Origin of the sequence: Butyrivibrio sp. AD3002 (genome assembly GCF_000420905.1) — a bacterium.
In the GTDB taxonomy this organism is placed as follows: domain Bacteria; phylum Bacillota; class Clostridia; order Lachnospirales; family Lachnospiraceae; genus Butyrivibrio.
In genome coordinates this window covers 22,589-47,217 of record NZ_ATVV01000030.1, presented here as the reverse complement: position 1 = coordinate 47,217, position 24,629 = coordinate 22,589, and the positions used below count along the sequence as shown (strand labels likewise).

At 40.7% G+C, this 24,629-nt stretch carries 21 protein-coding genes and 1 tRNA gene; all 22 read right to left on the bottom strand.

All coding sequences use genetic code 11. The features are described from left to right. Positions 1-417: 417 nt before the first annotated feature. The 22 genes from G596_RS0117030 to G596_RS0116920 all read right to left on the bottom strand — a co-directional run bounded on the left by G596_RS0117030 (position 418) and on the right by G596_RS0116920 (position 24,616). Positions 418-505 (bottom strand) — tRNA-Ser (locus tag G596_RS0117030). 111 nt (positions 506-616) lie between these two features. Further along, positions 617-1,168, bottom strand: a complete 552-nt coding sequence (locus G596_RS0117025) for a Fe-S-containing hydro-lyase (protein ID WP_022763028.1) — start codon at positions 1,166-1,168, stop codon at positions 617-619. Positions 1,169-1,242: 74 nt separating this feature from the next. Continuing rightward, positions 1,243-2,085 carry a fumarate hydratase gene (locus G596_RS0117020; RefSeq protein WP_022763027.1) on the bottom strand — a complete coding sequence of 281 codons (843 nt, stop codon included), beginning with the start codon at positions 2,083-2,085 and terminating at the stop codon, positions 1,243-1,245. 46 nt (positions 2,086-2,131) lie between these two features. Beyond that, positions 2,132-2,542 carry an HIT family protein gene (locus G596_RS0117015; RefSeq protein ID WP_022763026.1) on the bottom strand — a complete coding sequence of 137 codons (411 nt, stop codon included), beginning with the start codon at positions 2,540-2,542 and terminating at the stop codon, positions 2,132-2,134. Between the two features lie 23 nt (positions 2,543-2,565). After that, the gene (locus G596_RS0117010) at positions 2,566-3,567 is read right to left on the bottom strand and encodes an SCP2 sterol-binding domain-containing protein (protein ID WP_026671403.1); all 1,002 of its coding nucleotides are present in this window, start codon (positions 3,565-3,567) and stop codon (positions 2,566-2,568) included. An 80-nt stretch (positions 3,568-3,647) separates the two neighbouring features. Beyond that, a complete protein-coding gene (locus G596_RS0117005) occupies positions 3,648-5,072 on the bottom strand; it encodes a DUF6382 domain-containing protein (protein WP_022763025.1) in 1,425 nt (474 codons plus the stop codon). Next, a complete protein-coding gene (locus tag G596_RS25355) occupies positions 5,072-5,566 on the bottom strand; it encodes a TadE family protein (protein ID WP_022763024.1) in 495 nt (164 codons plus the stop codon). The genes G596_RS0117005 and G596_RS25355 overlap by 1 nt, the downstream gene beginning before the upstream one ends. Further along, positions 5,553-5,831, bottom strand: a complete 279-nt coding sequence (locus G596_RS24550; protein ID WP_196805250.1) for a prepilin peptidase — start codon at positions 5,829-5,831, stop codon at positions 5,553-5,555. The genes G596_RS25355 and G596_RS24550 overlap by 14 nt, the downstream gene beginning before the upstream one ends. 16 nt (positions 5,832-5,847) lie before the next feature. Beyond that, positions 5,848-6,018 carry a hypothetical protein gene (locus tag G596_RS25045; protein ID WP_022763022.1) on the bottom strand — a complete coding sequence of 57 codons (171 nt, stop codon included), beginning with the start codon at positions 6,016-6,018 and terminating at the stop codon, positions 5,848-5,850. 12 nt (positions 6,019-6,030) lie between these two features. Next, the gene (locus tag G596_RS24105) at positions 6,031-6,918 is read right to left on the bottom strand and encodes a hypothetical protein (RefSeq protein ID WP_049944879.1); all 888 of its coding nucleotides are present in this window, start codon (positions 6,916-6,918) and stop codon (positions 6,031-6,033) included. A 75-nt stretch (positions 6,919-6,993) separates the two neighbouring features. Continuing rightward, a complete protein-coding gene (locus G596_RS0116975; protein WP_155829343.1) occupies positions 6,994-8,439 on the bottom strand; it encodes a DUF5702 domain-containing protein in 1,446 nt (481 codons plus the stop codon). Further along, positions 8,417-8,659 (bottom strand): Flp1 family type IVb pilin, encoded by a 243-nt coding sequence (locus G596_RS26120; RefSeq protein ID WP_022763018.1) that lies wholly within the window; start codon positions 8,657-8,659, stop codon positions 8,417-8,419. The genes G596_RS0116975 and G596_RS26120 overlap by 23 nt, the downstream gene beginning before the upstream one ends. 58 nt (positions 8,660-8,717) lie before the next feature. After that, a complete protein-coding gene (locus G596_RS0116965; RefSeq protein ID WP_022763017.1) occupies positions 8,718-10,202 on the bottom strand; it encodes an immunoglobulin-like domain-containing protein in 1,485 nt (494 codons plus the stop codon). A gap of 12 nt (positions 10,203-10,214) precedes the next feature. Beyond that, the gene (locus tag G596_RS0116960) at positions 10,215-10,940 is read right to left on the bottom strand and encodes a type II secretion system F family protein (protein WP_022763016.1); all 726 of its coding nucleotides are present in this window, start codon (positions 10,938-10,940) and stop codon (positions 10,215-10,217) included. Continuing rightward, positions 10,915-12,132 carry a CpaF family protein gene (locus G596_RS0116955; protein WP_044929014.1) on the bottom strand — a complete coding sequence of 406 codons (1,218 nt, stop codon included), beginning with the start codon at positions 12,130-12,132 and terminating at the stop codon, positions 10,915-10,917. Before G596_RS0116955 ends, G596_RS0116960 begins: the two co-directional genes overlap by 26 nt. A gap of 13 nt (positions 12,133-12,145) precedes the next feature. Then, positions 12,146-13,105 (bottom strand): hypothetical protein, encoded by a 960-nt coding sequence (locus tag G596_RS0116950; RefSeq protein ID WP_022763014.1) that lies wholly within the window; start codon positions 13,103-13,105, stop codon positions 12,146-12,148. 20 nt (positions 13,106-13,125) lie between these two features. Continuing rightward, positions 13,126-13,557 (bottom strand): prepilin peptidase, encoded by a 432-nt coding sequence (locus G596_RS0116945; protein ID WP_022763013.1) that lies wholly within the window; start codon positions 13,555-13,557, stop codon positions 13,126-13,128. A 383-nt stretch (positions 13,558-13,940) separates the two neighbouring features. Then, complete coding sequence (locus G596_RS0116940; protein ID WP_022763012.1) at positions 13,941-14,417, bottom strand: flagellar export chaperone FliS; 477 nt, start codon at positions 14,415-14,417, stop codon at positions 13,941-13,943. Positions 14,418-14,446: 29 nt separating this feature from the next. Next, complete coding sequence (locus G596_RS24100) at positions 14,447-16,075, bottom strand: flagellin N-terminal helical domain-containing protein (RefSeq protein ID WP_022763011.1); 1,629 nt, start codon at positions 16,073-16,075, stop codon at positions 14,447-14,449. A gap of 24 nt (positions 16,076-16,099) precedes the next feature. Next, the gene (locus G596_RS0116930) at positions 16,100-19,219 is read right to left on the bottom strand and encodes a DUF6240 domain-containing protein (RefSeq protein WP_022763010.1); all 3,120 of its coding nucleotides are present in this window, start codon (positions 19,217-19,219) and stop codon (positions 16,100-16,102) included. A gap of 91 nt (positions 19,220-19,310) precedes the next feature. Continuing rightward, the gene (gene glgB, locus G596_RS22700; protein ID WP_022763009.1) at positions 19,311-21,332 is read right to left on the bottom strand and encodes a 1,4-alpha-glucan branching protein GlgB; all 2,022 of its coding nucleotides are present in this window, start codon (positions 21,330-21,332) and stop codon (positions 19,311-19,313) included. Positions 21,333-21,388: 56 nt separating this feature from the next. Beyond that, positions 21,389-24,616, bottom strand: coding sequence for a hypothetical protein (locus G596_RS0116920; RefSeq protein ID WP_022763008.1), 3,228 nt, complete (start codon positions 24,614-24,616; stop codon positions 21,389-21,391). Between the last annotated feature and the right edge of the window lie 13 nt (positions 24,617-24,629).

The following is a 24,629-nucleotide window of genomic DNA, read 5'->3' as shown; positions in this document are numbered from 1 at the left end:
CCAGAACATTGCTTGGCTTTGTTCTGTCCGTTTTTACCTAAGTTAGGTTGTTTTGTTCTCTGAATATTCTTTTTGGAATTTTCAGGGTTGCATTACTATTTTATTGTCAAAGTGCTTTGTCTTGGCTTGTCAGCCGCAACTCTGATAGAATATCATGTTTGCAACTTCTTGTCAAGAACTTTTTTATTTTTTTGCTCTGGTTTGTGAAGCGCTGAATCCTTCCGGTCAGTCATCTGTCACTCGCAGCGAGCGAATATAAATATATCACCCGTCCCCCTATGTGTCAATTACTTTTTTTAATTTTTTTCAATTTTTATAAAAATTTCTCAAATAGCCGGATGTAATGGGGCTTTCCGTAAATTACAATTGAAAAAATGCAAACAAAAACCCCGGCAATATATTGCCGGGGATTGCTAACGGAGAAAGAGGGATTTGAACCCTCGCACCGCGTGAACGGTCTACACCCTTAGCAGGGGCGCCTCTTCAGCCACTTGAGTATTTCTCCATGCCTGAAAACCTCTACCAAACGGTATTTGGTTGTCTGTTAACGATCATCTATATCATTAACGCAAAAGTTATTATACAAATTCAGCAGAGCATTGTCAACAAGTGTTTTTTATTCTCTGCAAAACTCCTTTATAGCAGTCTCATACAGATTATTTCCCTCTGAATCTATAACTACTATGGCAGGAAAGTTTTCGACACGTAGTTTGCGTATTGCTTCTGTGCCAAGATCATCATATGCTACAACCTCTGATTCAACAATTGCTTTAGATAGAAGCGCACCCGCGCCACCGATAGCAGCAAGATATATTGCTTTGTTACGCACAATAGCATCCAGTACTTCCTTGCTGCGTTTTCCTTTTCCTATCATGCCGCTTAATCCCATATCAAGAAGCTCCGGGGCATACTTGTCCATACGGCTGGCTGTTGTGGGCCCCGCTGATCCTATAGGTCTGCCTTCTCTGGCCGGTGAAGGTCCCATGTAATATATTACGTTTCCTTCTATATTTATAGGAAGAGCCTCTCCTCTATCCAGAGTTTCCTTCATTCTCTTGTGCGCAGCATCTCTCGCTGTATATATATCGCCGCTAATATATACCATATCTCCACTGCGGAGTTTAGAAATTGTGTCCTTATCAAATGGTGCAGTTATCTTATATTCCATATAACAGCCCTTTCAGAAATATAATTTGAATGAGTTTCTTCTATATATAGTGGTTTTTATTTAAAAAAGTATTTTTATACCACAACACTTCGATGTCTGTTGACATGGCAGCATATATTTACTGCCACAGGAAGTCCTGCGATGTGAGTCGGATATGTATTGATATTCACAGCAAGAGCAGTAACTGTTCCACCAAGTCCGCCGGGACCAATTCCGGTCTTGTTTATCCTGTCCAGTATCTCTTTTTCCATATCTGCCACATAAGGAATCTCTGAATGTTCGCCTGTTTTTCTGGTTAATGCTTCCTTTGCCATGATCGCACACTTTTCAAAGGTGCCACCTACTCCTACACCTACCACCATGGGCGGACACGCATTAGGGCCCGCATCCTTTACAGCCTGAACAACAGCATCCTTGACACCTTCTTCGCCATCAGCGGGTTTTAGCATGAAAACCCTACTCATATTTTCACTTCCAAATCCCTTTGGCGCTATAGTTATTTCTACTTTATCTCCGGGCACAATATTATAATGAATAACCGCAGGGGTATTATCTCCCGTATTCTCTCTGATAAGAGGATCCTTTACCACTGATTTTCTAAGGTATCCCTCAGTATATCCCTGTCTGACTCCTTCGTTTATGGCATCAGTAAGATCCCCGCCCTCGAAGTGAACGTCCTGGCCGATATTTATAAAAAACACTGCCATTCCCGTATCCTGGCAAATGGGTATATTATCCTTTTCTGCAATTCTCAGATTCTCTTCAAGCTGAAAAAAAATCTTTTTTCCAAGATCAGCTTCCTCAGCCTGTCCTGCCTTGCAGATAGCCTCCTTCATGTCTGGAGACAGCGTATAATTGGCATCTATACAAAGCTCTTTTACAGCTTTGGTTATTTCTGATACATCTATAGTTCTCAATTCTTCCTCCGAATAGAACTTCTTAATATGAATAAGAAATTTGTCATCAAAACTTTATTGTTTCACAAAGAGCTTTTAATTCTTCTGCTGAAGGAGATGTGGGATTCCATAAAATATGCTGTCCATCATCCTTGTATCTGGGAATAACATGAAGATGAAAATGAGGTACTGTCTGGCCGGCTGCCTCTTTATTATTCTGTACGATATTTATTCCGTCAGCTCCCAGCTTTTCCATAAAATGTCCAGCCAGCTTTTTTGCAAGCTTCATTGCGTCTGCTGCTGTTTCTTCGGGAAGCTCAAAAATATCCGTATAATGATCCTTGGGCAAGATAAGACAATGCCCCTTTGTCGCAGGGCCATTATCCAGTATTACATTGAACTTATCATCCTCATAAATTGAATTTGTGGGAAATTCCCCGTTTGCAAGCTTACAAAAAATGCAATTTGAATCTTTCATAGTCATTTCTCCCTTATGATTAATTATTTAAACACAAACAGCTGATCCATTGTTCGCAGCAGTTTGAAATCCCCTTTCATCTTCAGATTGCCTTCCATGAATGCTCTCTGGAAAGTTATTCTTCCTGATATAATCTGCTCAAAAACCGATGTATTCATTGACACATGTACATTACAGCCCGGTGCTTCTCCCGGTTTACATTCCATATCCTGATTATCTATTTTGATACAAATATCTTTGTCTTTTATCTGATCAAGAAGTGTAATCTGGTAAGCTGCGTGAATCCCAGGCATAGGCTTAAAATGACTTTTTAAGCTGCTGATAAAGTCTTCTGCGTGCTCCGCAGCATGGTCCTTATCCATTTTATCCCTGAAAATGCTGCTAAGTTCCTGGATGTCTTCCTTCTGTTTCTGGACATATTCTTCATTCGAAACATATCTTGAGAGCTGCTCAGTTTCCTGGGGAGTAAGATCCGTTATCTTAGTAATAGAGACTCTGTTCTTAACTGCCTGATTACTCGTTGGCAGCGTCTCCATCTTCTGATTCATATTCCTATATATATTTTCAGCTTTTTTCTCAATATAATTCTGGTAACTCTCAGTTCGCTCAAATGCAGAAGTATCGGCAATATATCCGCAGATACCATCAAGAGGAACTCCTCCGAGTATCTCCCAAGCCGACGCAAGTTCCATCATTCCCTCACGTTCACCATGAGTAGTTGACATCACAATGGGAGCCATAGGAAGGCCCGCGATTTTGTCCTTATCACCATACAGCCAGCATGCATCTAAAAACTGGTGCATATATCCACCTACTCCAAACCATTCAACAGTTGAAGCAAGTATTATTCCATCTGCATTTTTAAGAGTTCCGGGAAGCGCAGTGATACCGTTTTTCTGCTCAAAAAGATTAAACTGTTCCACCTGAACATTAAGTTCCTTGAATACCCCGGTCATTCTAGACAGGACCAGGAGAGTGGGATCATCTATGATTCCTCTGCCACCATAATAAATATTGATTTTCATACCATTATCTCCATGTAAGCTGAATCAAACTAACCTATATTGTACCATAAATCAGCGCTTTGAGACACCTGACCTCACCATCATCGATAAGCATAGACACACTTGCCAAAAGAGACTTCATCATCCTCAAAAAGCTCAACTTTTTCATTCGGCATAAGTCTTCTGCCGTTAACAAAAGTACCATTCGTTGAGTTTAAATCCTGTATCCACAGAGAATTTGTCTTGCGATCCTCTCTGAATAGTCTTGCATGCATGCGGGAAACCGATTTGTCCTTTATTACCGCATCTGCACAGGATGATAGCTTTCCGACAACCATTGGAAGTTTTTGAAGCCCTATATTATCAAGACCGGTTCCCTCCTCTGCGTAGAGTTTGTGAAGCTTTTCCTCAAAATCAAACGAAAGCAAGACGGTTTCCTCATTTTCTTCATCCTCGTCGGTCTGCGCCAAAACATTATGCTCATACGCTCTTTTTCTTATATAACCTGCTTTATTATCTGCACTGTATAGAGGCATTTCTACCAGATCCGAGGGTGGAGCTTCTATGTTTTCATCCATATCAGTTGTACTCTCAGGCACAGGTTCTTTTACTTTGTTACTAAATACTTTTGCATTTTTTCTAAGCTGCAAAATAAAACAGGAAAGAGACATCATGACACTAATCATGAAAACGGCGATATCCAGTATATTTTCCTCATACGTCAGAATATAAGCATATCTGAGGTACCACAAGGCTCCCGCTATAATAGCAAACAACATTGCCATCAGGAAATTCACTCCCAGCGGTAACATTATTTTTATCTTTTTCTCAGTTACTGATTTATCTTTTGCTTCCGCCTCATCTTCATCATCCTCGAAGTCCTCCTCATCATTCATTTCAAAGCTCTCTTTTTTCTCATTCGCGTTTATTCTTGTCTCATAGATATCCTTAGACGTGCGTATTGTGGACATTTCTTCGATAAAGGCCTCCTCCGGTTCTGCTCGAACCGCTCTTTCCAGTACGCTGAAATCAATTCCGCTGGCATCACATATTGTATCCAGAAGTTCGAAAATCAGCTGTGAGCATCGTCCATCCTCAAGATCAGCATATTCCATGAGTCCTTCAAAAAATGCATGATCTATGGTTTTTTCATGTACCGGATCATATATGAAATAGAATCTGCCTGTTGAAAAATCCTCAAAGACTGCCTCCGGAAGAAGTATAATATGGCTTGGATCAAGAAGATAATCTCCCAGGTTCTTTGCGGTTATAACCATATCCGACAAAAACCGCTTAAGCTTTTCATAAGACATCTTTTTGCGATCATATCTGTTTTTTATGCTCTGCCTCGAATCAATTTCATAATATAGGTAGTAGCATTCATCGGTATTTCTCAGACTAAAAGGCAATAGGCCATCTATTTTGTTGTTTTCAAGCATCTTGTATTGGAAAATATTATCTTCATTAACTTCTGTCTCCAATATAAGATAATTGTGTTTTGCATCCTTATAATATTGAATATCCATTACGGTTTTCCTTTCTTTTTGTTTTTCTCTGCCGTTTGAGTGATGATGTCCTTCGCTCTCTTCATTTTCCGCATGGTTTTTGCAGGTGTTATGATCTTTACTCTTGCAGCAGCTTCGGATTTCCATATGTCGGGTATTTTTGAAAAGTAACCAAACAGGGCTCTGTGATTTGTGGTTATACTTCCGTCAATTCTTATGTCCTTACCTGAGAGTGACGATTTTATTTCCGGTTTGCTGCTGCCAAAGTATCTGCTACCGGTCTTTTCATCCGAATGGTCTGCCACATAATCACACGGCGATGAGTACCCCTGTTTTTCATAGAGCAGATACGCTCTGAAGCCCAAAATATACACGTCCTGTGATAGAACACATCGCCCATAGACCATAAACGCCATGTAAATGATCAAAACAATTCCAAAAATAGCTGCAGGAATCACAAGAGCTGCCTCTACTGTCATGTATGCCGGCAGTTCCAGCTTCTTATCTGAAGGCAAAGCTCATCACCCCCACTCCCACTGTTAGAAATGGCATAAAGGCCATCACACTTTTGCCGGATACTTTTTTCATAATAAGAAGAATTCCTCCGATGACGGCCGAAAATGTAAATGATATAAGTACAATAAGCATGGTATCCGTTATTCCAAACAATGGCCCAAGCGCCAGTACCGTTAATCCATCTCCTAGCCCAATCCCCTGCCTGGTGAAATAGCTTACTGTCAATAAAACGATTCCGGGAATAAGCGAGTATAAAAAATCCACCGGCTGTGTAATTCCCTTAATAGATAAAACATAGTCCGGAAAGTGTCATTTGTACGGTAGGAATTGATAACGGGATCTTTTTCTCCCTTATATCCAAAACTGTTGCAATCAGCAAAATTATCAATGCAAAAACCTTAAAGAAAAGGCTTACTATTACTGTATTATCAATAATTTCATAAAAATCCATAACATCTCCTTGTCATCCGGCACATTCTTTGCAGGGACTTTTTCCTATTGCCTCGGAAAGCCGCACCGTTCTTATTGTTCTTTTAATACCACTGCAGTTTCTGTTTGAGTGATATCTGTTTCCGAAATTAGTTATATACACCGTACTCCCTGCCTTTTTTCCACAGTATTCGCAAGGATAATACTTTGCCCTGTCCGCATTTCTCTTTCCGCTAACTTCTGATTTTGAAATCTGTTTCACACTGAGCTTCAAATGCGAACAATCAAGGCTTTTGTGATAAACTGTTCCATGATCCGTTATATAAACAAGTTCATCCGTCTCATCATTCTTTTCATAGCTTTCTCCCGGACTATATCCGGTAAACGCATGTCCGTAAAACCTTCCCTCCACCGAAAAATCGGTAAACGCTGCTATTTTGAAAAGCGGATGCGCCTTATAGGTCGCAACAATATCAATTATGTCTCCGTTGGAATAAAAGGTTGTTTCGCCAAGCTTAAGACCGGAGGCTCCACCGTTTATAGGACTGTGGTCCAGATATTCTTCCCCGAGATAGTTTTTTACCATCTTACCTGCAACTGCCGCATTTAATGCTCCTGTCGCAGCTCCCAATGCAGAATCACCATCCTCTGATTTTGCAAAAGATCGTGTGGTGGCTTCGGTTATCATAAGTTGTCTGCCTGTTTGGTGGAGGGCTGCTTCCAAATCGCACTGGAATTTTAAAATGTCAAAGACGCCAAGCAGATTGACAAAGAAAAAGAGAAACAGGGGTAATACCAATGATGCTTCGATTGTGACAGAAGCAGCCAGCGACGGCCTTTTTCTATTTGCCCGAAGAAGCAAATCCTTTGTATTAAATTTTATTTTTGAGTTCTTCGAACGATTTTCATTTATTTTTTCCATATTTTATTTTTTCCATAATTTATTTTTTTATTTTCCTTATAAATGAAAAAGGCCATCGCCGGCCACTCCTGTTTCTCAGTCAAACATTTCGTAGCCGTATATACGCTCTATTTCTATCTTTTTGTTATAAGCCCCCAAAATCTCGAAATCGACGCTTATTATGTCTACACATCTATCCAGTGAAAAAGCCTCATTGCCACTGAGTTTTCTTATATTTATCTCAATGATATCCATAAGTCTCATGGTCTTTTTTTGTTTCTTTTCCAATATTAAAAGCATCTTCAGGTAATCTTCATAACTTAGTCCCGATCCTCCGCCATTTTTTAGGTGATCCCTAAACTCCAGCATATGTTCGAGGGAAAGATTCCAGCTATCCGCAGTCTTGATTAGTGGTACTTTGCCGCCACTTAAGAGAATTCGAAGATCTGATATTGTTTCTGCGAATGTCCAGGCAAATATTATTGCCATCTTTATCGCCTCTTGAAGTTCGGGAAGCGTAAGAAGTACTGAAGCCGTTAGTGCCAGTGCATCAGCTTCCGCAAGTTTTGCAGGATCGTTCATTATATACACGTAATTTGCAGCTTCTTTTATAAGGAACAGCCTCTCAACAACCTTCTCAAGATTAGCGTAATCGCTGTCCTTGCCCGCCAATATGTATTCCAGTTCATATTTCAGGTGAGAATCCTCCTTTTCAAGTCCGTAACATCCGCACTTTTCATGGAGATATCTCTCAAAAAGCATATCCGGTCCTGCTCCCATTGCCACAGTTTCGTCAAGGCCGGTTCCTTTCAGTAGTTTTCTGTGTGAGGCTAAGGTAGATGAATCAATAGCAGCTGTAGAAATTGCATTAAAGTCAGGTGCTGCCAGCGAGAGAATTCCTACACTTTTTTGAGCCGTGACTCCTGCTGCCGGATTATCAACGTAATAGGTCTCATTTTCTCCGTTTCCGTCCAGATCAAGCTCCCTCGGGGTATTTATATCATTTGCATTACTCTGTGCCTCATTTTCCACATTCATTTCCTCGAACCCGGAATTTTTCAGCTGATCCGCATTATTCTGTATACTTTTTATCGCTGCCTCAACAGGTTCAGAACCCATGTAGGAGAGAATCTGTCTTTTTAACACAGCTCCGCCACCGTCCGTTGCAACCGAGTATCCGGTAATGTCAGCTGACGAAAGCCTGGCGGGCATCATTGTGCTTCTCCCGGTTACTAATCCCACCGGAGATAATTCAAAATTTTTAGAAAAATACTTCTCAATGTGATCCCTTGTATGAATTACAGAACCGTTTGTCCCTCCATAGGTTGTATCAATCAGAAGAAGTCCGTATTTTTCAAACAGCTCTCTGTTGTACTCTCCGAGAACTGAGTTCATAGCAATATCTACCACCAGTTCAGATTTCATTCTCACTGCTCCGGTCCTTGCACCCTGCAAGAGTGCAAGAATAAGAGCAAGGATTATTGTCAGTGACAACGAAAGATAAACCGTTATATATGCATCAGCCTGTAACCTTTGCCGCATCCGAATTGATTGTTTTAAAGATCTCGGTAACAAGTCCGTCTATCTCCTTTTTGAAAATAATTACAAGCCCGATGAGAACAACGATAATCAGTATTACTTCCACAGTTCCCATCCCCGCTTCATCCAAAAGCAGTTCCTTAAGCTTGTCTTTTGCGCCGGAAACCACATATCTTAGTTTTGCCTCCAGCATGTCTTTCTTGTTTAAAATCAGTTCTTTCATTTTTCCTCCTTCATTTAATGAACTATATTTCAGTAACACCTTGTGGTGATTACCTTCGCTAAAATGACAGATATGCCGGTATCATAATTACCACCATAACTATCAGAAGCATGAGAATCATCGGAACAAGAAGTTTTGTTCCCGCCTCCTCTCCAAGCTTTCTTGCATAGGACATTCTCTCTATTGTTGCCTTATCTGACTCTTCCCTAAGAAGAGCCATCATCTCAGAATTTCCTTTCTTTAAATTTTGTGACAAAAGCGTCACAAGTCTTGCATATTGCTGCGAGCCGCATCTTACGCCGAGTCTCTCATATACATTTAATTCAGGAACTCCGCTCTCAAGCTCGTTGCAGCTTTTTAGTATTTCCTCATATAAAAAACTTCGTTTTCCGCCTTCTTTAATATGGGCTTTATACTCGTTAGCAAACTTTTTCAATATTGCTCTTACAGACATGCCGCTTCCCATATACAGCACCAGTCTTGACACAAAAGCCGGATATTCCAGAATCATTTGCCTTCTTCTGTACTCCACTTTCTTTGTAAGATCTCTGTCTCCGGCTATAAAAATCGTAGCCGCTGCTATAAATGAAAGCATAAGGATCATTATGCTGTTTTCGTCGGTAGCCTCTTGCCAGAAAAGGTTTATTCCTTCGACATTTGCAGGAAGCATGAATCTGTCTTTTGTCCGAGTCTCTTCCTCGATTTTTGTTATGTTTCCTTCTATCTCCTGCTTAATGATTTCTTCATCGGTAAAGTCCCTTGGAACAACCGTGATCTCAAAGTCGTTTTCCCATTCATAGTCTCGATAAGTGATATTGGCAGTCAGTAAAACTCTGGATGTCTCAAAGAAAATGTCTTCATTCATAACCTTTCCGTCAGAGTGAATTACATCGATATTGTCGGATTTCCATGAAATCTCAAACGGATATCCTTTGAGCTGCGAAGGAAGCTTCAGGTCGCTTTTCACATGTCTTAAGTCTTTATTTTCCAAGAGTATTTCTTGGGACAACGCCTTTAGCATTTCTTTATACAGTTCTTCCGATTCTTTCTCTGAATATTCTTTTTCTGCGATAGAGACGTTAAAAGCTCCGAGTTTTTCTCCCTCCTCATCCATGGCCACCAGCTGCGTTTTTTTGTCACCCTTCCCATAGTCGCTTCTTAATACCTCTCCCTCGGTATTAAGAGAAGTATTTCTCCTTGAGGAAAAGCAGGACAATAGCGATAGAAGCGATCCGAGAAATACTATTATCAGAACAACGCTTATTTTCTTTATGTAGTAATCACCTAGTCTTTTTTGTACATCTGCCTCTGAATCAAGCTTTTGCAGATTTTCTCTCACCCGGCGCCTTCCATGGGATTTAAGAAAAAGCCTGTTTCTTTCGACAAATCTCCTGAATATATAAGAGGCCGTCTTTAAAAAGATTTTTTCTATTCCCTCCGGTTTTCCGCCTTCGGTATCCGGTATTTTTTCATCGAAGGATAATATCAGTAATAGTCCTATAAAAACCGGAATTACCATGTATATCACCATTAGTATTCTCATTAGTTTCTCCTATCAGATCTCAATATCCACAATTTTCTGGGTCAGCAAATACGCAGCAATATATATGACGAGGCAAACTGTCATAATGACTATCCCGAGCGGATTGCCATATAAAGCATCAAAAAACCCCGGATTGGTCAGCCCCACATAAGTCATTATTCCGAAAGGAACAACCTCCATTATCTGTGCCTCCATTCTCTTTGCGGCAATAAGGATATCAATTTCATTTTCAACATCCATTCTCTTTCCTATCAGATCTATGCATCTTTCTATGGTTTCAGTCATATTTCCGCCGCTTCTTTTGGCAACCGCAAACACAGCCGCAAATTCTTCAATGTCCTTATTATTACTGCGTCTCCCCAGTTCTCTAAGCATGACTTCTATGGTTACGCTGTTTTTTATTCCCTGTTCTATGCGCTGCAGTTCTCTGAAGATAGGTGCACTTTTCCCGTACAGAATTCTCATATCGTGTATTGCTTCCTTAAAAGAATTCTCTATGGAATATCCTGCCTTTTGAGCAGCCAAAACCGCCATCATGGCATCCTTAAACTGAATTCCGAGATCATGGTTTTCCTTTTTTATCTTTTGCTCTTTTTGAATAACAAACCATGGGATAGATAAAGGAAATATCAGAATTGATGCGATAAAACTGCCATAAAACAGTTTTCCTATCATTAGAAGAACCAGAATATTTCTACCTATAAGCGGTATATCAAAGGCTGTCACTTTTAAGTCCAAGACCCGCCGCTTCCAGCTTTGATACATTTTCAAGTTCATTTTCACACCTCCATTCTCCTATTATCTTTCCTGTTTCATCCGTTCCTGTTTCATAAAACTTGTATAATGTTCTTATTTCTATCTCCCCTGTCATTGGCACAGTCCTTCCTGTGAGCTCGCATACTTCGAGAACTTTCCTTGATTTATCGCGAAGTCTTCCCAGCTGCACAATGATGTCTATCCCCGATGCTATCTGCCCTCTTACAGCCGCAAGAGGAAGATCCATTCCCATAAGAAACATTGTCTCCAGACGTGAGAGCATGTCCCTTGCTGTATTTGCATGCCCCGTTGACATAGATATGTGTCCGGTATTCATAGCCTGAAGCATGTCAACACACTCATCTCCGCGGACCTCTCCTACCACTATTCTGTCAGGACGCATTCGGAGAGAGGATTTTATAAGGTCTCTGATAGTAATTGGCTTACACCCTTCTACATTTGAGTTTCTGGTCTCCATCCTGACTATGTTCGGGACATGATTTATCTGTAATTCAGCATTGTCCTCAATCGTTATCACTCTCTCGTCTTCAGGTATGCTGTCCGAAAGTGCATTTAAAAATGTTGTTTTACCGGATCCTGTCCCACCCGAAATAAAGATGTTATAGCCGGCCTTAACCAGAGTTTGCAGATATTCTGCAAGCTCTTTTTTAATTGAACCTATACTTATCAACTTATTAATTGTTATGGGATTGTCCGGGAACCTTCTGATTGTAAGGATTGGACCGTTAAGCGCCACAGGCGAAAGAACAACATTGACACGTGAACCGTTTTCAAGTCTGGCATCAACTATCGGCGATGCCTCATTTACTACTCTGTTGCATTTACTGACTATCTGTTGTATTACATCTTCAAGTTTTTGAAGAGATTCAAATTTCATTTCATGTCTGTATAATCTCCCGTTTTTCTCTATAAAAATATGGTCGACACCGTTAACCATGATCTCGGTTATCCCGGGATCATCTACCAGTAGCTGCAGAACATCAAGTTTTCTGATTGAATAAAAAAGTTCTTTTCGCAGCTGTATTTTTTCATCAAGCGAAAGCTGCTCTTTTCTGCATCCGTATATTATTCCTTTATCTATTCTCTCAAGCATTTCTTCGTCATCAACATCTCGTGAAAAATCCATGCCTTCAAGTATCTGATCACGAATCATTGTTTTAAGAGCCTCACGTTCCAAGGTTCTCACCTCCGATTCTGCTTATTCTATGTAAATTTCTCATGTCAAATTCCTCATCGGAGTGCAGCTCATTTAAAAATAATTCAATTCTCATATGTGCATTATAATCATCATTTGACAACATATAGACCTCATCACAAAGGCGAAGCATCTCAAACAGTTCTCTTACGCCCTCCGCGATATCCACTACGAGGCTGGTATATTTTCCTGTATCCTCTATCTGCTCAAAGAGCTTTTCATACTCTCTTCCGGTTATAAGTCGGCTCTGACATGCACTGGAAGAAGCCGGAACAAAATCAAGTTCTTTATCATGTCTTACTATTCTCTCCAGATAAATACCAAACTTATCGCCACCACACTCAGCAAAGTACATAAGATCCAGCAAAGTCTCGGAATATGTGTCACTCCTTATGATTTTATTAGTACAAAAGCTGTCTGTATTAATGTATAAAGCCTTTTCTTTTTCGCATAACCGCCTTGCAAAACCAATAGCCTCGCTGGTCTGATCAGTATTAGGTACCGGTGTATAAAAGCCTATTATTTTCATCTTCTTTCCGGTATCACCCTTTTTACTCTTTACAACTATTCCGGGGATGTCCAGACACATGCTGAGGATACTATCTGTGATATGCTCACTCTTTTGGTATTTATCCATGTATCTTATATCCACATCTTTTAGTCCATAGGACTTATCGCATTCCGCAAGATCCCGTTCGTTTTCCTTTAATACGATTATGTGTTGAAAACCGCTTACACTTTCTATATTGAACAGAGCCTCCGATATTAGAAGTAAAACATTCTGTGTCTCATCCCTAAAGCCTGATAAATGCTTTATATCCGTTATCTCAAAGATGTCAAATGGGATGCTGAGATTATCTCTTATAAAGCTGTCCAGTTTTTTACAATAATTCTTGTCCTTATCACATATTATTAAAATATTCTTATTCATAATTATTCATTTCCTCTTCATTAAGTGCATATAAGACCACCACCGCCTGTCACAAGAAAGACACTGATCATAATAGGGACGGCAAAGTGAATGGTGCAGTTATGATCCTTTTGGATAAAAATCTTCAGCACTCCGATCACAGCAGCTATGATAAATGCAATTATTATCGAACTCACAGTTTCTCCCGTGGTAAGAAACATTGAAAGAACCGCAAAAAGTTTCAGATCTCCGCCTCCTATGCCATGAACTATATATACCGGAAGAAGAAACATAAGAGTCAGTAGCGCTTTTGCTATTGGTATAAATATAAGTTCCTGCATACCGCTGCCTGTTAAACAAAAAGCAAATTTTGCCAAACATCCCATAAGGAGCCAGCTGTTAAATATTTTATTTTTCAATATATCTGTAATTGCTGATCCGGAGACCAGGCAATACAAAATCGGAATTGTCATAATTTCGTTTCAATCCTTTCTGAAAGAGTAATAAACATGCCGGTGTAAATGCGATTGCATTAAGGATGTACGTATAATTGATTTTGGAGAAAGCGATGAACGCCCGCACCGGCATATTTATGTTTATAAAATTCTGGACAGCGTTAAATTCCTATCCATTCCGTCGCTGTCGGTGACGATATTATCACCGAAAAATCAGCGGCGCAATACCGCTTCCGGCCTGAATTTTTCCTTCGATTTTTTTCTTAAGAAAGTTTTAATTTCGCTCGTGTGACATATAAACAGCCGAACTGACATCCCTTATTTTTGTCAGTTCGGCTGTTTGATTAATATATAGTAGAAAAAAATCGCCAAAATTGAATTATTAAATTTTCTTTAATTTCTCAGGCCATATATCCCCGTGATACCAGATCTCCGCTTATACTCTCTTGTAAACGCCCTTTTCCGTATGTAAGTCCCGCATAGACTTTTGGTACATTTATCATTAGTGCGTCTTCTCCGTCCTCTTTTTCCAGCGAAAGATATGCTTCATGAAGTTGTTCAAAGGTTCCTGTTACATGGGAAAGCCCGTCTTTACTCAGCTTTCCTATAGATCTGATAATCTGTTTCTTCTCAAACAGGTACAGAGCAAGAAGATTATTTCCCAGTTCATAGTTCACATTCAGTGAATGAATCAATTCATCAATGCAGTTCATGGCTCTGCGGAGCCCTTCAATAAAGCCTGTTTTATCATCATATTCCAGACATTCTTCCGCTTCGCTGATATAGTCGAGTACCATTTCATACAGAATTGTTATCATCTGGGTTTTATTGGCTAACGTTATTCTTCTTGTATATGCATGTTTCTTTTCTTTTGTCATAGATATTCCCTCAAAAATTCACCATAAAATTACTGGAGAAGCTGCAAAACCTGTTGAGGTCTCTCATTAGCCTGTGCAAGCATGCTGGTTCCCGCCTGAGAAAGCACCTGCTGTGTGGAATATACGGTCATTTCCTCTGCCATATCCACATCCATTATTCTGGAATAAGCTGCAGTCATATTCTCGCTGGTTACATTGATATTGCTGATTGTATGATCCAGTCTGTTCTGATACGCACCCAGCCTGCTTCGAATATCAGAAACCTTCTGAATGGCATTGCCAATATCCTCAATTAACTGATCCGCACCGGTATGTGGAGCATTTCTTCCTCTTTCATCTCCGGCTTTCATGATGTCCTCTACCTTTATTTCGTAATCATTTTGGGCTCTTGTTCGAAGGTCATCATAATTGGCCTGTGTAATTGCAATATCCAGATCTCTTTGTGCCTCAATCGCCGCCTGATTTGCAGGATTTGCTGCTATATCAGCTGCTGCCTTATCCTGAATCTTCTGAATCTGTTCAGCCTCAGCATCGTAATAATCCTTGATTGCATCCTGCGTTTTTCTGTATTCCTCAGATATCTTTCGTGCATCATCTCTATTTATGAAATAATATGATGAGCCATCTTCTATACCTTTGGTTTCATCTATAGCTTGTTTCGTACTGTCATAATATGTCATATCGATGATTCTTTGTTTTTCAGAATATGACATATAATCATCAGCATCTAAATAGTCTACAGCATCTATAAGATCATCTTTAAAGGTCCTGCTAACATCTGCATATTCAATTCCCAAATTGCTCAGGGTTATCTTTGGAATTCTGATGTCAAGCGTCTGACCTTCGTTAGCACCAATCTGCATAGTCATGGCACCCTTTCTTGTGAGTTCCATGTCAATGCGTTCTCCCTCCAGTTTCTTATTTGCTTTTATTTCAATCTCTCTGCCATCCCTGGTGGCAATCTTAATAAGATCGCCATCTACAGTAACGTTGGCTTCCGACATATAGGTTATTTCTTTATCTCTGCCCTGGGAAAGGGTAATCCTTGTAACATCAATCTTAACCGATTCTGCTTTGTACCCGTCTTCATCAAGAAGTGTTACCTTACCTGTCTTTTCATCATAGTCGCAGTAAAGCCCTTCGATATAATAGTTTCCGCCGTCAATCAAATCACTATAACTGTTTATTGTTATGTCAGGATCGGTATCATCGTCAACAGTAGTATAGCCTCTGAAATCAAAGGTGCCATCAAGAAGAGTCTGCCCGTTAAACTGGGTAGCCTCTGATATTCTTGTTATTTCATCCTTCAGCTGTACGATTTCATCCTGGATAATATCTAGATCTGTCTGACTGTTAGTTCCGTTTGCTGCCTGAACGGCAAGCACACTCATTCTTTGAAGAATGTCGTGAACTTCATGAAGAGTACCGTCAGCGGTCTGAATCACGGATACGCCGTCTCCTGAATTGCCGCCTGCTACACCAAGGCTCTTAATCTGTGCATTCATGCGCCTTGATATTGCAAGGCCGGACGGATTGTCCTTGGCGTTTGCAATTTTTAATCCACTTGAAAGTCTCTCAATGGATTCCGCCAGCTTGTTATCATTTGCAACAAGGGCATTGTTCGCAATCATTGCTGAAATATTGTAGTTAACCTGCATGATGACCTCCGATTCTGTATATTCCTATACTGCGTGTACAAAAATCTCTGCCATCCTTAGCAATGTGCGATTTTCGAAAACTCCGTTTTCCGATCCGGCTATCGCGCTTCCGGCTTCCTGTCTGCGATAGAATATTCCGATATTTGTACTATCTGTTAAAAGTTCGGGCTCTGCTTCTTTTAGCCCATCTATAAATCTTTGTCTAAGCTCTGTCATATATTCGGCCATTTCACCTGTATGCGGATATGCTGCAGCAAATGCGCCTTTTATCACGTTATCCTCAATTGTCATGGCCATTGAAATGTGTCCGTAATCTATAGTTTCAACTTCCGCTTCTACTTTTCTTCCATCAAGAGCTGTCTCTCTTAAAGTTACGTGCATGGATACGGTTCTTCCTTCCAGCTCAACCGGAATCTCAAAACTCTTCTGTCTTGCCATGTTTGTTGCTACCGTGAGTTGTTTTTGCATAAGATGAATGGTTCTGACATCTATGTATGTATCGGTTTCATTCATCAAAATATTATCCAGACTTTCCGATAGCTCAAGCATTTTCTCAACGTAAGCCTCTTCATAGTTGTCTTCATTAATGAGATCATCCAGCATTTTCTGCCTGGTTTCCTTAAATGCCAGCTTTGCAATTTTTTCTGCATGATCCCATACAGAGGTTTCCCTCCCCTTTCGTCCGGATTTAAGATTGAGATATGCCTGAACATTTTCTACATTTGCTTCAATACTATATCTTGCAAGTTCCTTAGACATTTCTTCCGATATTTGTCCGGATGCTATTTTTCTTAAGTCTGAGGCTTTTTCGCTGTAGTATTTTTCTTCTGCTTCCGTTCCTTCCGGGGTTTCTTCTGCTTCTGTCAGTTTATCTGCAAGCTCGTCCAGAAGCATTTCTTCTTTTGCCTTCGCTGCATGAAGTTTCTCAGGTTCGAGGTTGTCATAAACCACATCCGCTTTTTCACTGTAATATATAAATGCTGTTTCTATCTGTGCTGATATGGATTTTGCCAGAGTTTTCTTTCCTTCCACTCCGCCGAATTTGTCATCAACCTTGAAATCCATTCCCTTCTTTTCAGTTCTGGATGAGCGGACCGCCGATAACAAATTTTCAAGAGTCATCTCGGCTCCGGTCTCCAATACCGCGCCTATAGCGGCATTATCCGTAACTTTGAGCGTATTAAAAAGTCTGTAAATGCCAATGAAAGATTCTCTCTCCTCAGGTGTTATTTCGGCATTTTTTTCAAGTTTATAAAGAAATCTGGCGTACTTTTCTTCCTGTTTTCCCGAATTCTTATCCTGATCTGACAGCTCGCTTGATAGTTGATCGAGCGTCATTTTCAGCGGATTATGTCCATCACGTATCATGTTGAGAACCGCTCCGGGTTTTAGCTTATTTATGGTACTCATAAGCTTTTCATCCATTGCTCTGACCCGCTCAATATTCTCTTCCGACACTTCCATCCGGTTATATCCGAGTATTCTGACTACTCTTCTGTTTTCCTCATTAATTTCCTGTCCGATGTCTTTAAGCAGGTCATCAACATTTCTGAAAGCCTTTTTGATATTATCTCCGAGATCTGCTCTTACTTCGGTTCCGACAGCTTCATATGTAGCACCTGCTTTTTCATAGCGATGCTGGATTGCCTTAGCATCATCATAGATTTCACCAAGACTCTCTTTCATTGAGAGATCATGTCTTCCAATGAATGCTAAGGGCAATTCTTTAAATTCGGAGATTTTTGCGGTTGTTTCTTCAAACAGATTATATTTGGAAGGATCAGTCTCTCCGAAAAGCTCCCTGCTAAGAGAATCTATTTCTTTATCCAAAGCCTCTATAACCTTTGTTATCGGCTCTGTTTCCAGATTAAATCCTTTATCAAGAAGTCTTACATTTGCTGTAACTGTCATTTTTAGCCTGACTTCCTCAAGCTGTTTTCTGGCCTCAAGTACTTGGATTTTTTTCTCCGGCAGAAGATTATCTTCGACATTAATTCTTTTTTCTTCTGTTTTCTTCGTGCCTAGACCTCTATCTTCTTCAACTGTTCTCTCAGCTTCGGATAGATTTTTTAAATTTATTTCTTTATCGTCCAGGATGGCTCTTTCAATTGCCTTAGTGCTTATCCTGTCCACTGCTTTTTCAATTCGTACAGCTTTATCAATGGTGCTTTCCTGCTCATTTATATTACCCTTGGCTGCACCGTTCTTATTTGCTATGGATATTGCTGCAGACTTTACTATTTCTTCCTGCGTCATTGGCAAAGTCAGGCTTTTAAGCTCATCTACCTTTTGAAGATTTTCTTTTGTCAGCGGAATCGACTCCTCTATCATCCACTTAGCTTCTTCAAGAACGCTTTTCTTCAATGGGTCAAAACCGGCCTCTTCAATTACCTTTTTTGCCTGCTGTTCCAAGGATTGCCATTCGATTTTCTCAGCTTTTTGGCCATAATAACCCTCTGCTTCAAGTGCAATGAACATTCCGGACTTTCTGTTTTGTCCGTTTGTCGCATGCTCAGCAAGATAGATATTTTCCATGGTGGGTTCAAGTTCATTTAATGTCATAAATTTGACCGCACCATCACTAAGAGCAGTTATTTCCTTCATATTGTCATAAACTGCCATTGTATCCGAAACATTATTCTCAGTAATGGGAATGTCATTCTCCTGAAAAGAAGAGATTATATCATTGGCAAAGGATCTGCTTCCTGTTATCTTCGTAAGCTCCTCGGCAGATATAGTATCCGTATAGCCAATAACTTCTGTCCCTGACATAGCAAGTGTAGCCTTGATTTTATCGAGTATAGTCACTGTTTCTTCCGGTTTCATATCACTAAAATCAAAGCCTTCAGCAGCTGCTTTTGCAAAATCCTCTGAAGACATATTATTGGCCATTACCGACATATAATTATGACGAATAGCCGCATCTGTATTCTGCGCCTCCGTCATTATATCATTTTGCGTTTTTCCGGCTTTAACAAGCCCTTGCTCATTGCTAAGGCTTCCTGCCAGATCAACTGCTACCGCGCCCCTTGGCTGCGTGCTTTTTACATTTGAAAGAGTAAAATTTACTCCTGCATCCATGCTCTTTCTTGTACTATCAATATCGGATTCCATTCCATTAATAGCATTTAAATTCACGTTCATATATTTCTCCGATTTCAAGAAAAAGGTGATAAACACTCTTTGTGCTTATCACCTTTTATTTCGGATTATTTTCGAATTTCTTTAAGATTCGTTATTTTGTCTTTTTTGAAGAAGTAGTCTTCTTTGTAGTTTTTACAGCCCTTTTGGCAGTAACTGCCTTATTTGCCATCTTCTTCTCAGCTGTCTTTTTAGCCGTTTCTTTTACTTCCGGATTCTGGAAAACAAATACCTCAGCTCCATATGGAGGTAGTGTCATAGTTATACTGTAATCCTTGTAATCACAAAGTCCGGGCTCTGCCTTTATACTTGCGGGAACAGAACTTCCGCAGCCGGCATATTTCTTATCAGCACTATCCAGGATGTGCTTATAATTTCCGGCAAAAGGTACTCCAACCTTATAGTCTTTTATCTCCATAGGAGTAAAGTTCAAAACAAACAGAATGTTATCTTTTCCGTTTGAAGCTCTTCTATAAAAGCTATAGATACTGTGATCTGCATCATCAGCATTAATCCACTCAAATCCGCCCCAATCGTTATCCACTTCATAAAGAGCAGGATATTTTCTGTAGATCTCCAACAGGTCTCTCACATAGTCCTTCATACCTCTGTTGAGATCTTCCTGAAGAAGAAACCAGTCGAGCTCTCTCTTTTCACTCCACTCACGCTCTTGTCCAAAATCCTGTCCCATAAAGAGGAGCTTTTTACCACTGTGGCCGAACATGAAAGTGTATCCTACACGAAGATTCGCATATTTATCAACCTTATATCCGGGCATCTTCTCAACCATTGAGCATTTAAGATGAACAACCTCATCATGAGAAAGCGGAAGAATATAATTCTCGGCATTGTTATAGCTCATCGCAAAAGTCATCATGTGATGAGCACCTTTTCTGAAATAGGGATCAAGCTTCATGTACTCGCAGAAGTCATGCATCCATCCCATATTCCATTTAAAGCTGAAGTTAAGACCATCATCCTCAACAGGCGCAGTGATCTTAGGCCATGCCGTTGACTCCTCAGCTATCATCATAACATCAGGATATGTTCCTCTGATAACACTGTTAAGATGTTTAAAGAACTCAATAGCCTCATAGTTCTTATTTCCGCCATCCTTATTTGGAACCCACTGACCATCGCGTTTACCATAGTCAAGGTAAAGCATGGATGCCACAGCATCTACTCTGAGTCCATCTACATGGAACTCTTTTATCCAGAACAGCGCATTAGCTATAAGGAAATTCTTGACCTCATTTTTACCAAGATTAAAAATCTTGGTTCCCCAATCGGGATGTTCTCCCTTTCTCGGATCGGGATCTTCATAGATGCAGGTGCCATCAAAGCATCCAAGACCGAATTCATCCGGACAGAAATGAGCCGGAACCCAATCGAGAATAACTCCGATGTTATTCTTATGAAGTAAATTAATGAGATACATGAAATCAGTAGGCTCACCGTAACGCGAAGTCGGTGCATAATAGCCTGTTACCTGATACCCCCATGAACCGTCAAAGGGATGCTCGGCAATTCCTATGAGCTCAATATGGGTATACTTCATCTCTTTGAGATATTCTACGATACGATCGGCAAATTCCCTGTAACTGTAAAAGCCATCCTCTGTACCGTCGGGATGCTTCATCCAGGAACCAATATGGCACTCATAAATAGCAATTGGCTGTTTGTTTATGTCCTTGCCTTTTTTGCCTTCATACCACTTATCATCGCTCCATTTGAATTTTGACAGATCTGTCGTTCTTGAAGCATTGCCGGGACGAAGCTCGGCATAATTAGCATATGGATCGGCCTTGTACAGCTTTCTTCCATCCGGAGTGTGAATCAAATACTTATACAGCTCACCGGTTCCTACACCGGGAATAAAAAGCTGATAAATACCCATATTTCCTATTTTTTCCATGGGATACATGCTCTCATCCCATCCGTTGAACGACCCAATAACATGTACTGCTGCGGCATTCGGTGCCCACACAGCAAAAAACATGCCCTTTACACCATTTTCCTCAGAGACGTGTGCCCCCAGCTTTTTGTAAATGTCGTAATGCGTTCCCTGTCCGAACAGGTACTCATCCGCATCTGAAATGAAAACAGTCTGACCCATATGTTATCCCCTTTTAGAAAAAATTTATGTAAAAATATTATAGCATAATAAAATCTTTAATGAAGAAAATCCTTCTCTCTTAAGATGATCATATCTTCACTGTCAAAGCGCTTTCTGAGCATTACGTCAAAGTAATGACCAATTGAATGCTTATCAGCATAGTAGATAGCATCATCAACCATTTCTTTAACTTCTGCAACTGTCACCTCATGGTCCAGTGTCTGTCGCTCTGAAATCTTTTGATGAAGGGCAAGTATTCCCAGATTATCGATAACATGCTCTTTTTCAAGTGCGTACTGCTCTGCATAAGCAACCAGAGAATCATCATCAAGTGCTTCTATGTCAACCCGGACATTGAAACATTTTTTGAGGTCCGGATATTTATCAAGCAGCCTGTCAATATCATCTCTTGTGTCTTCAATGACTAAAATATATCCCTTATTCTCACTCTGCAACTGCTTAAGAAGAGTAACTACCGTATCCTCCTTAAGATCAGCTGCTCTTCTGATAATAAGAGCACCATTGACTATCTTATCCAGAATTGAGCTGACAGAACTCTTATTCAGCTTAATCGCCGTAATCATAGCAACTTTTCCTGAGAAGTTTGAATCTGTCTGCTGTACTGCCTTTATCAGACCCTTTGCCAGATTCACGGTACCGGCGCCTTCCTCACCTGTAACTATCGCATTGTTTGTATATGCAGCCATGCTCAGGTTGTCGATTGCGCGTACTATCTGCCTTCTGGATCTCTTGTAATGAATATAAGGGCCAAAGAGTCCTTTCTCCTCAGGAGTCATTACACGTACTCTTTCTTCTATTCCTCTGTCTTCTTTTTCATCATCCTCAGCAGATTCAGGTTCATCTTGAATTTCTTTGGAAATGTTTTCTTTAGGAGTCTCTGCCTTTACGGGTACTTCTTCTTTTGTAGGCTCTTCCTCGGTTGCAGGCATTTCTTCCGACTCTTCAATGACTTCAGAAGCTTCCGGTATTTCTTCTTCAACAGGTTCTTCTTTTTTCTCGTATGTCAGTTCTTTGAGTCCTGCCTCGGCTCTCACGATCTCAGCAGATTCTATCTCTGTGGTTTCTCCAAGATCGATTTCTGCTGCCTCTTTTTCCTCGTCCTCGGACTCTTCCACCGGTTCCTCTGCTGCTTCAGGCTCTGAGACCTCTTCCTCGAGATCCTCTCCTGTAATCTGTACCATCGAAGTTGTATTCTGAAGATCATCTATGGGCGCAATCTCCTCTGAAGACGCCTCTGCAAAGGTATCCTCTTCTGAAGATGAAGCCTCTTTTTCTTTAGCAATTTCAACCTGCTCGGTTTCTTCCTGTGCAGGCTCTGATATTACCTCTTCAATAGGCTCTGTACCCTCATCTGTCACCGGCTCTTCTGTTGGGATTTCTTCAGGAATTTCTTCCTTTACAGTCTTCACAACAGGAGTAATTTCCTCATCCCCGGGTTTCAAAATTCCGGAAATTGCGGGTTCTTCCTTAGGTTTTTCCTCACCAAGTGCCGAGTTCAGAAGGTCCTTATCGAAATCTTTAAACAACTCACCTGTCTCGGACGCTGCAAGCTTCTTGACACTCTGATACTGCTTTTTCTGCTGCTCCTTCTTATATCTCTCCCAGTCACTCATGAACTCATTAATGCTGATCTGACCGGTGATCTGTTTCTCAACCTGCTTGGCATCATCAATAGCCATGCTGATCTGACCGTCATATTCCTGTGACAGCATGTTATCAAAGTGATTATTGATCTGATATCTGATATTCGGTTTTATTACCGCACCCGGAACCTCATCCTGAAGTGGCTCATCCATGAAAACAACACCTTTATACATAGTGTGATCATTCATGGTGGTCTGCGCGATATTTGCGGCAATTTCCTTATCTTTTAATTCCTCTGCTATAGGAGTCTTAGTCTGTACCGGTTCAGGAATCTGTTTCCTTACCTGCTCCATAGATTCCGTATTCCATACCTTTGTATCTGTGCTGGGTACAGGCTCAGTACTAATTTCCTCTTTTTGTTCCCCTACAGGCTCATCATTTTGTTCCACTGCAGATTCCTGCATCTGCGGAGCCTCTGTAACAGGTTCTACTGCAGCTCTCTCCTCCTGCACAGCCTCTGTGCCATATGTCTTGTCCTCATAGAAAAGCTCTGACATTGAAGGCTTCTCAATATCACCTGTAGTTTCAAACATATCTCCGGTATCAAGATTACCGGTTTCTTCCTCTTCTCTTATAACCTGCGGGCCATGCGCATCTGCAAAAAGCGCGGCATCAGGATTCTCCGTAAGTACTTCCTTCAGATTCTCAGCTATTTCCTTCTGAAGATCTACTGTGTTGTAAGTATCAACATTTACTGTCGGAACAGAAAATGGTTCATTTATCGGAGCCTCATAGATAGGCTCTTCTGCTACAGGCTCCTGAACGGGCTGCTCATATATAAGCGCTTGCTGAACAGGTGCCTCCACCGGCTGGCTCTCATAAACCGGCTGGTTGTAAAGCTGCTCTTCCTGTGTGGGCGCAGCTACATAGTTTTGCTGTGCCTGCGCCTGCAATTCCTCCTCAGATATATGCGGAAGCTCTCTCGTAGGTGCTTTTTTCCCATCAACAGCATCCATCCCCGGAACAGCCTCTTTGAACTCCGGTGCATGAATGTTTCCGCTTGTCTCTGCCTTATATTTTGCGTATACTGCCTTCTGTTCAGGAGAAAGAGGTTCATGAAGGGCTTTTAATTCAAGTGCTTTAATAACATAGCGTCCCTCTCTCATGTATAAGAAAAGCTCATCGCATTCCTCTATACATTCTGTTGTGAGGCCTACTCTATGATATAAATAAGCAAGCTCATATGCCCACTTTTCGTTATAATCATGCTTCTTATACTCCTCAAGCACAGCAATACGCTCTTCAAGACTAACTTCCTGAGCCTCGTAGAGCTTGTACTGGAGAATATATCTGGCGGTGTTCCTGGGTGCAAGTCTTACAAACTCCTTGTAATACTCAACTGCCTGAACAAATTCACCCATGGCAATAGCCAGTTCACACAGAGAATAAACTATCTCTCTCCTTGTAGGACTTCTGTCATATGCAAGGAGCAGGATATCTCTACTCTCCTCCAATCTTCTGTTTACCTTGTAAAGGTCACTGATTGCACAAAGCATACCGACACTCTTAACTCTCTTCCAGTCAATTGTGTCGGCAATCTTAACTGCATCTGCAAAACGCTGTGCTCTTATCAGCGATTTAATTTCTTCTGCCCGAATTTTATATTCTGTTTTATCCAAAATATTGTCCTCT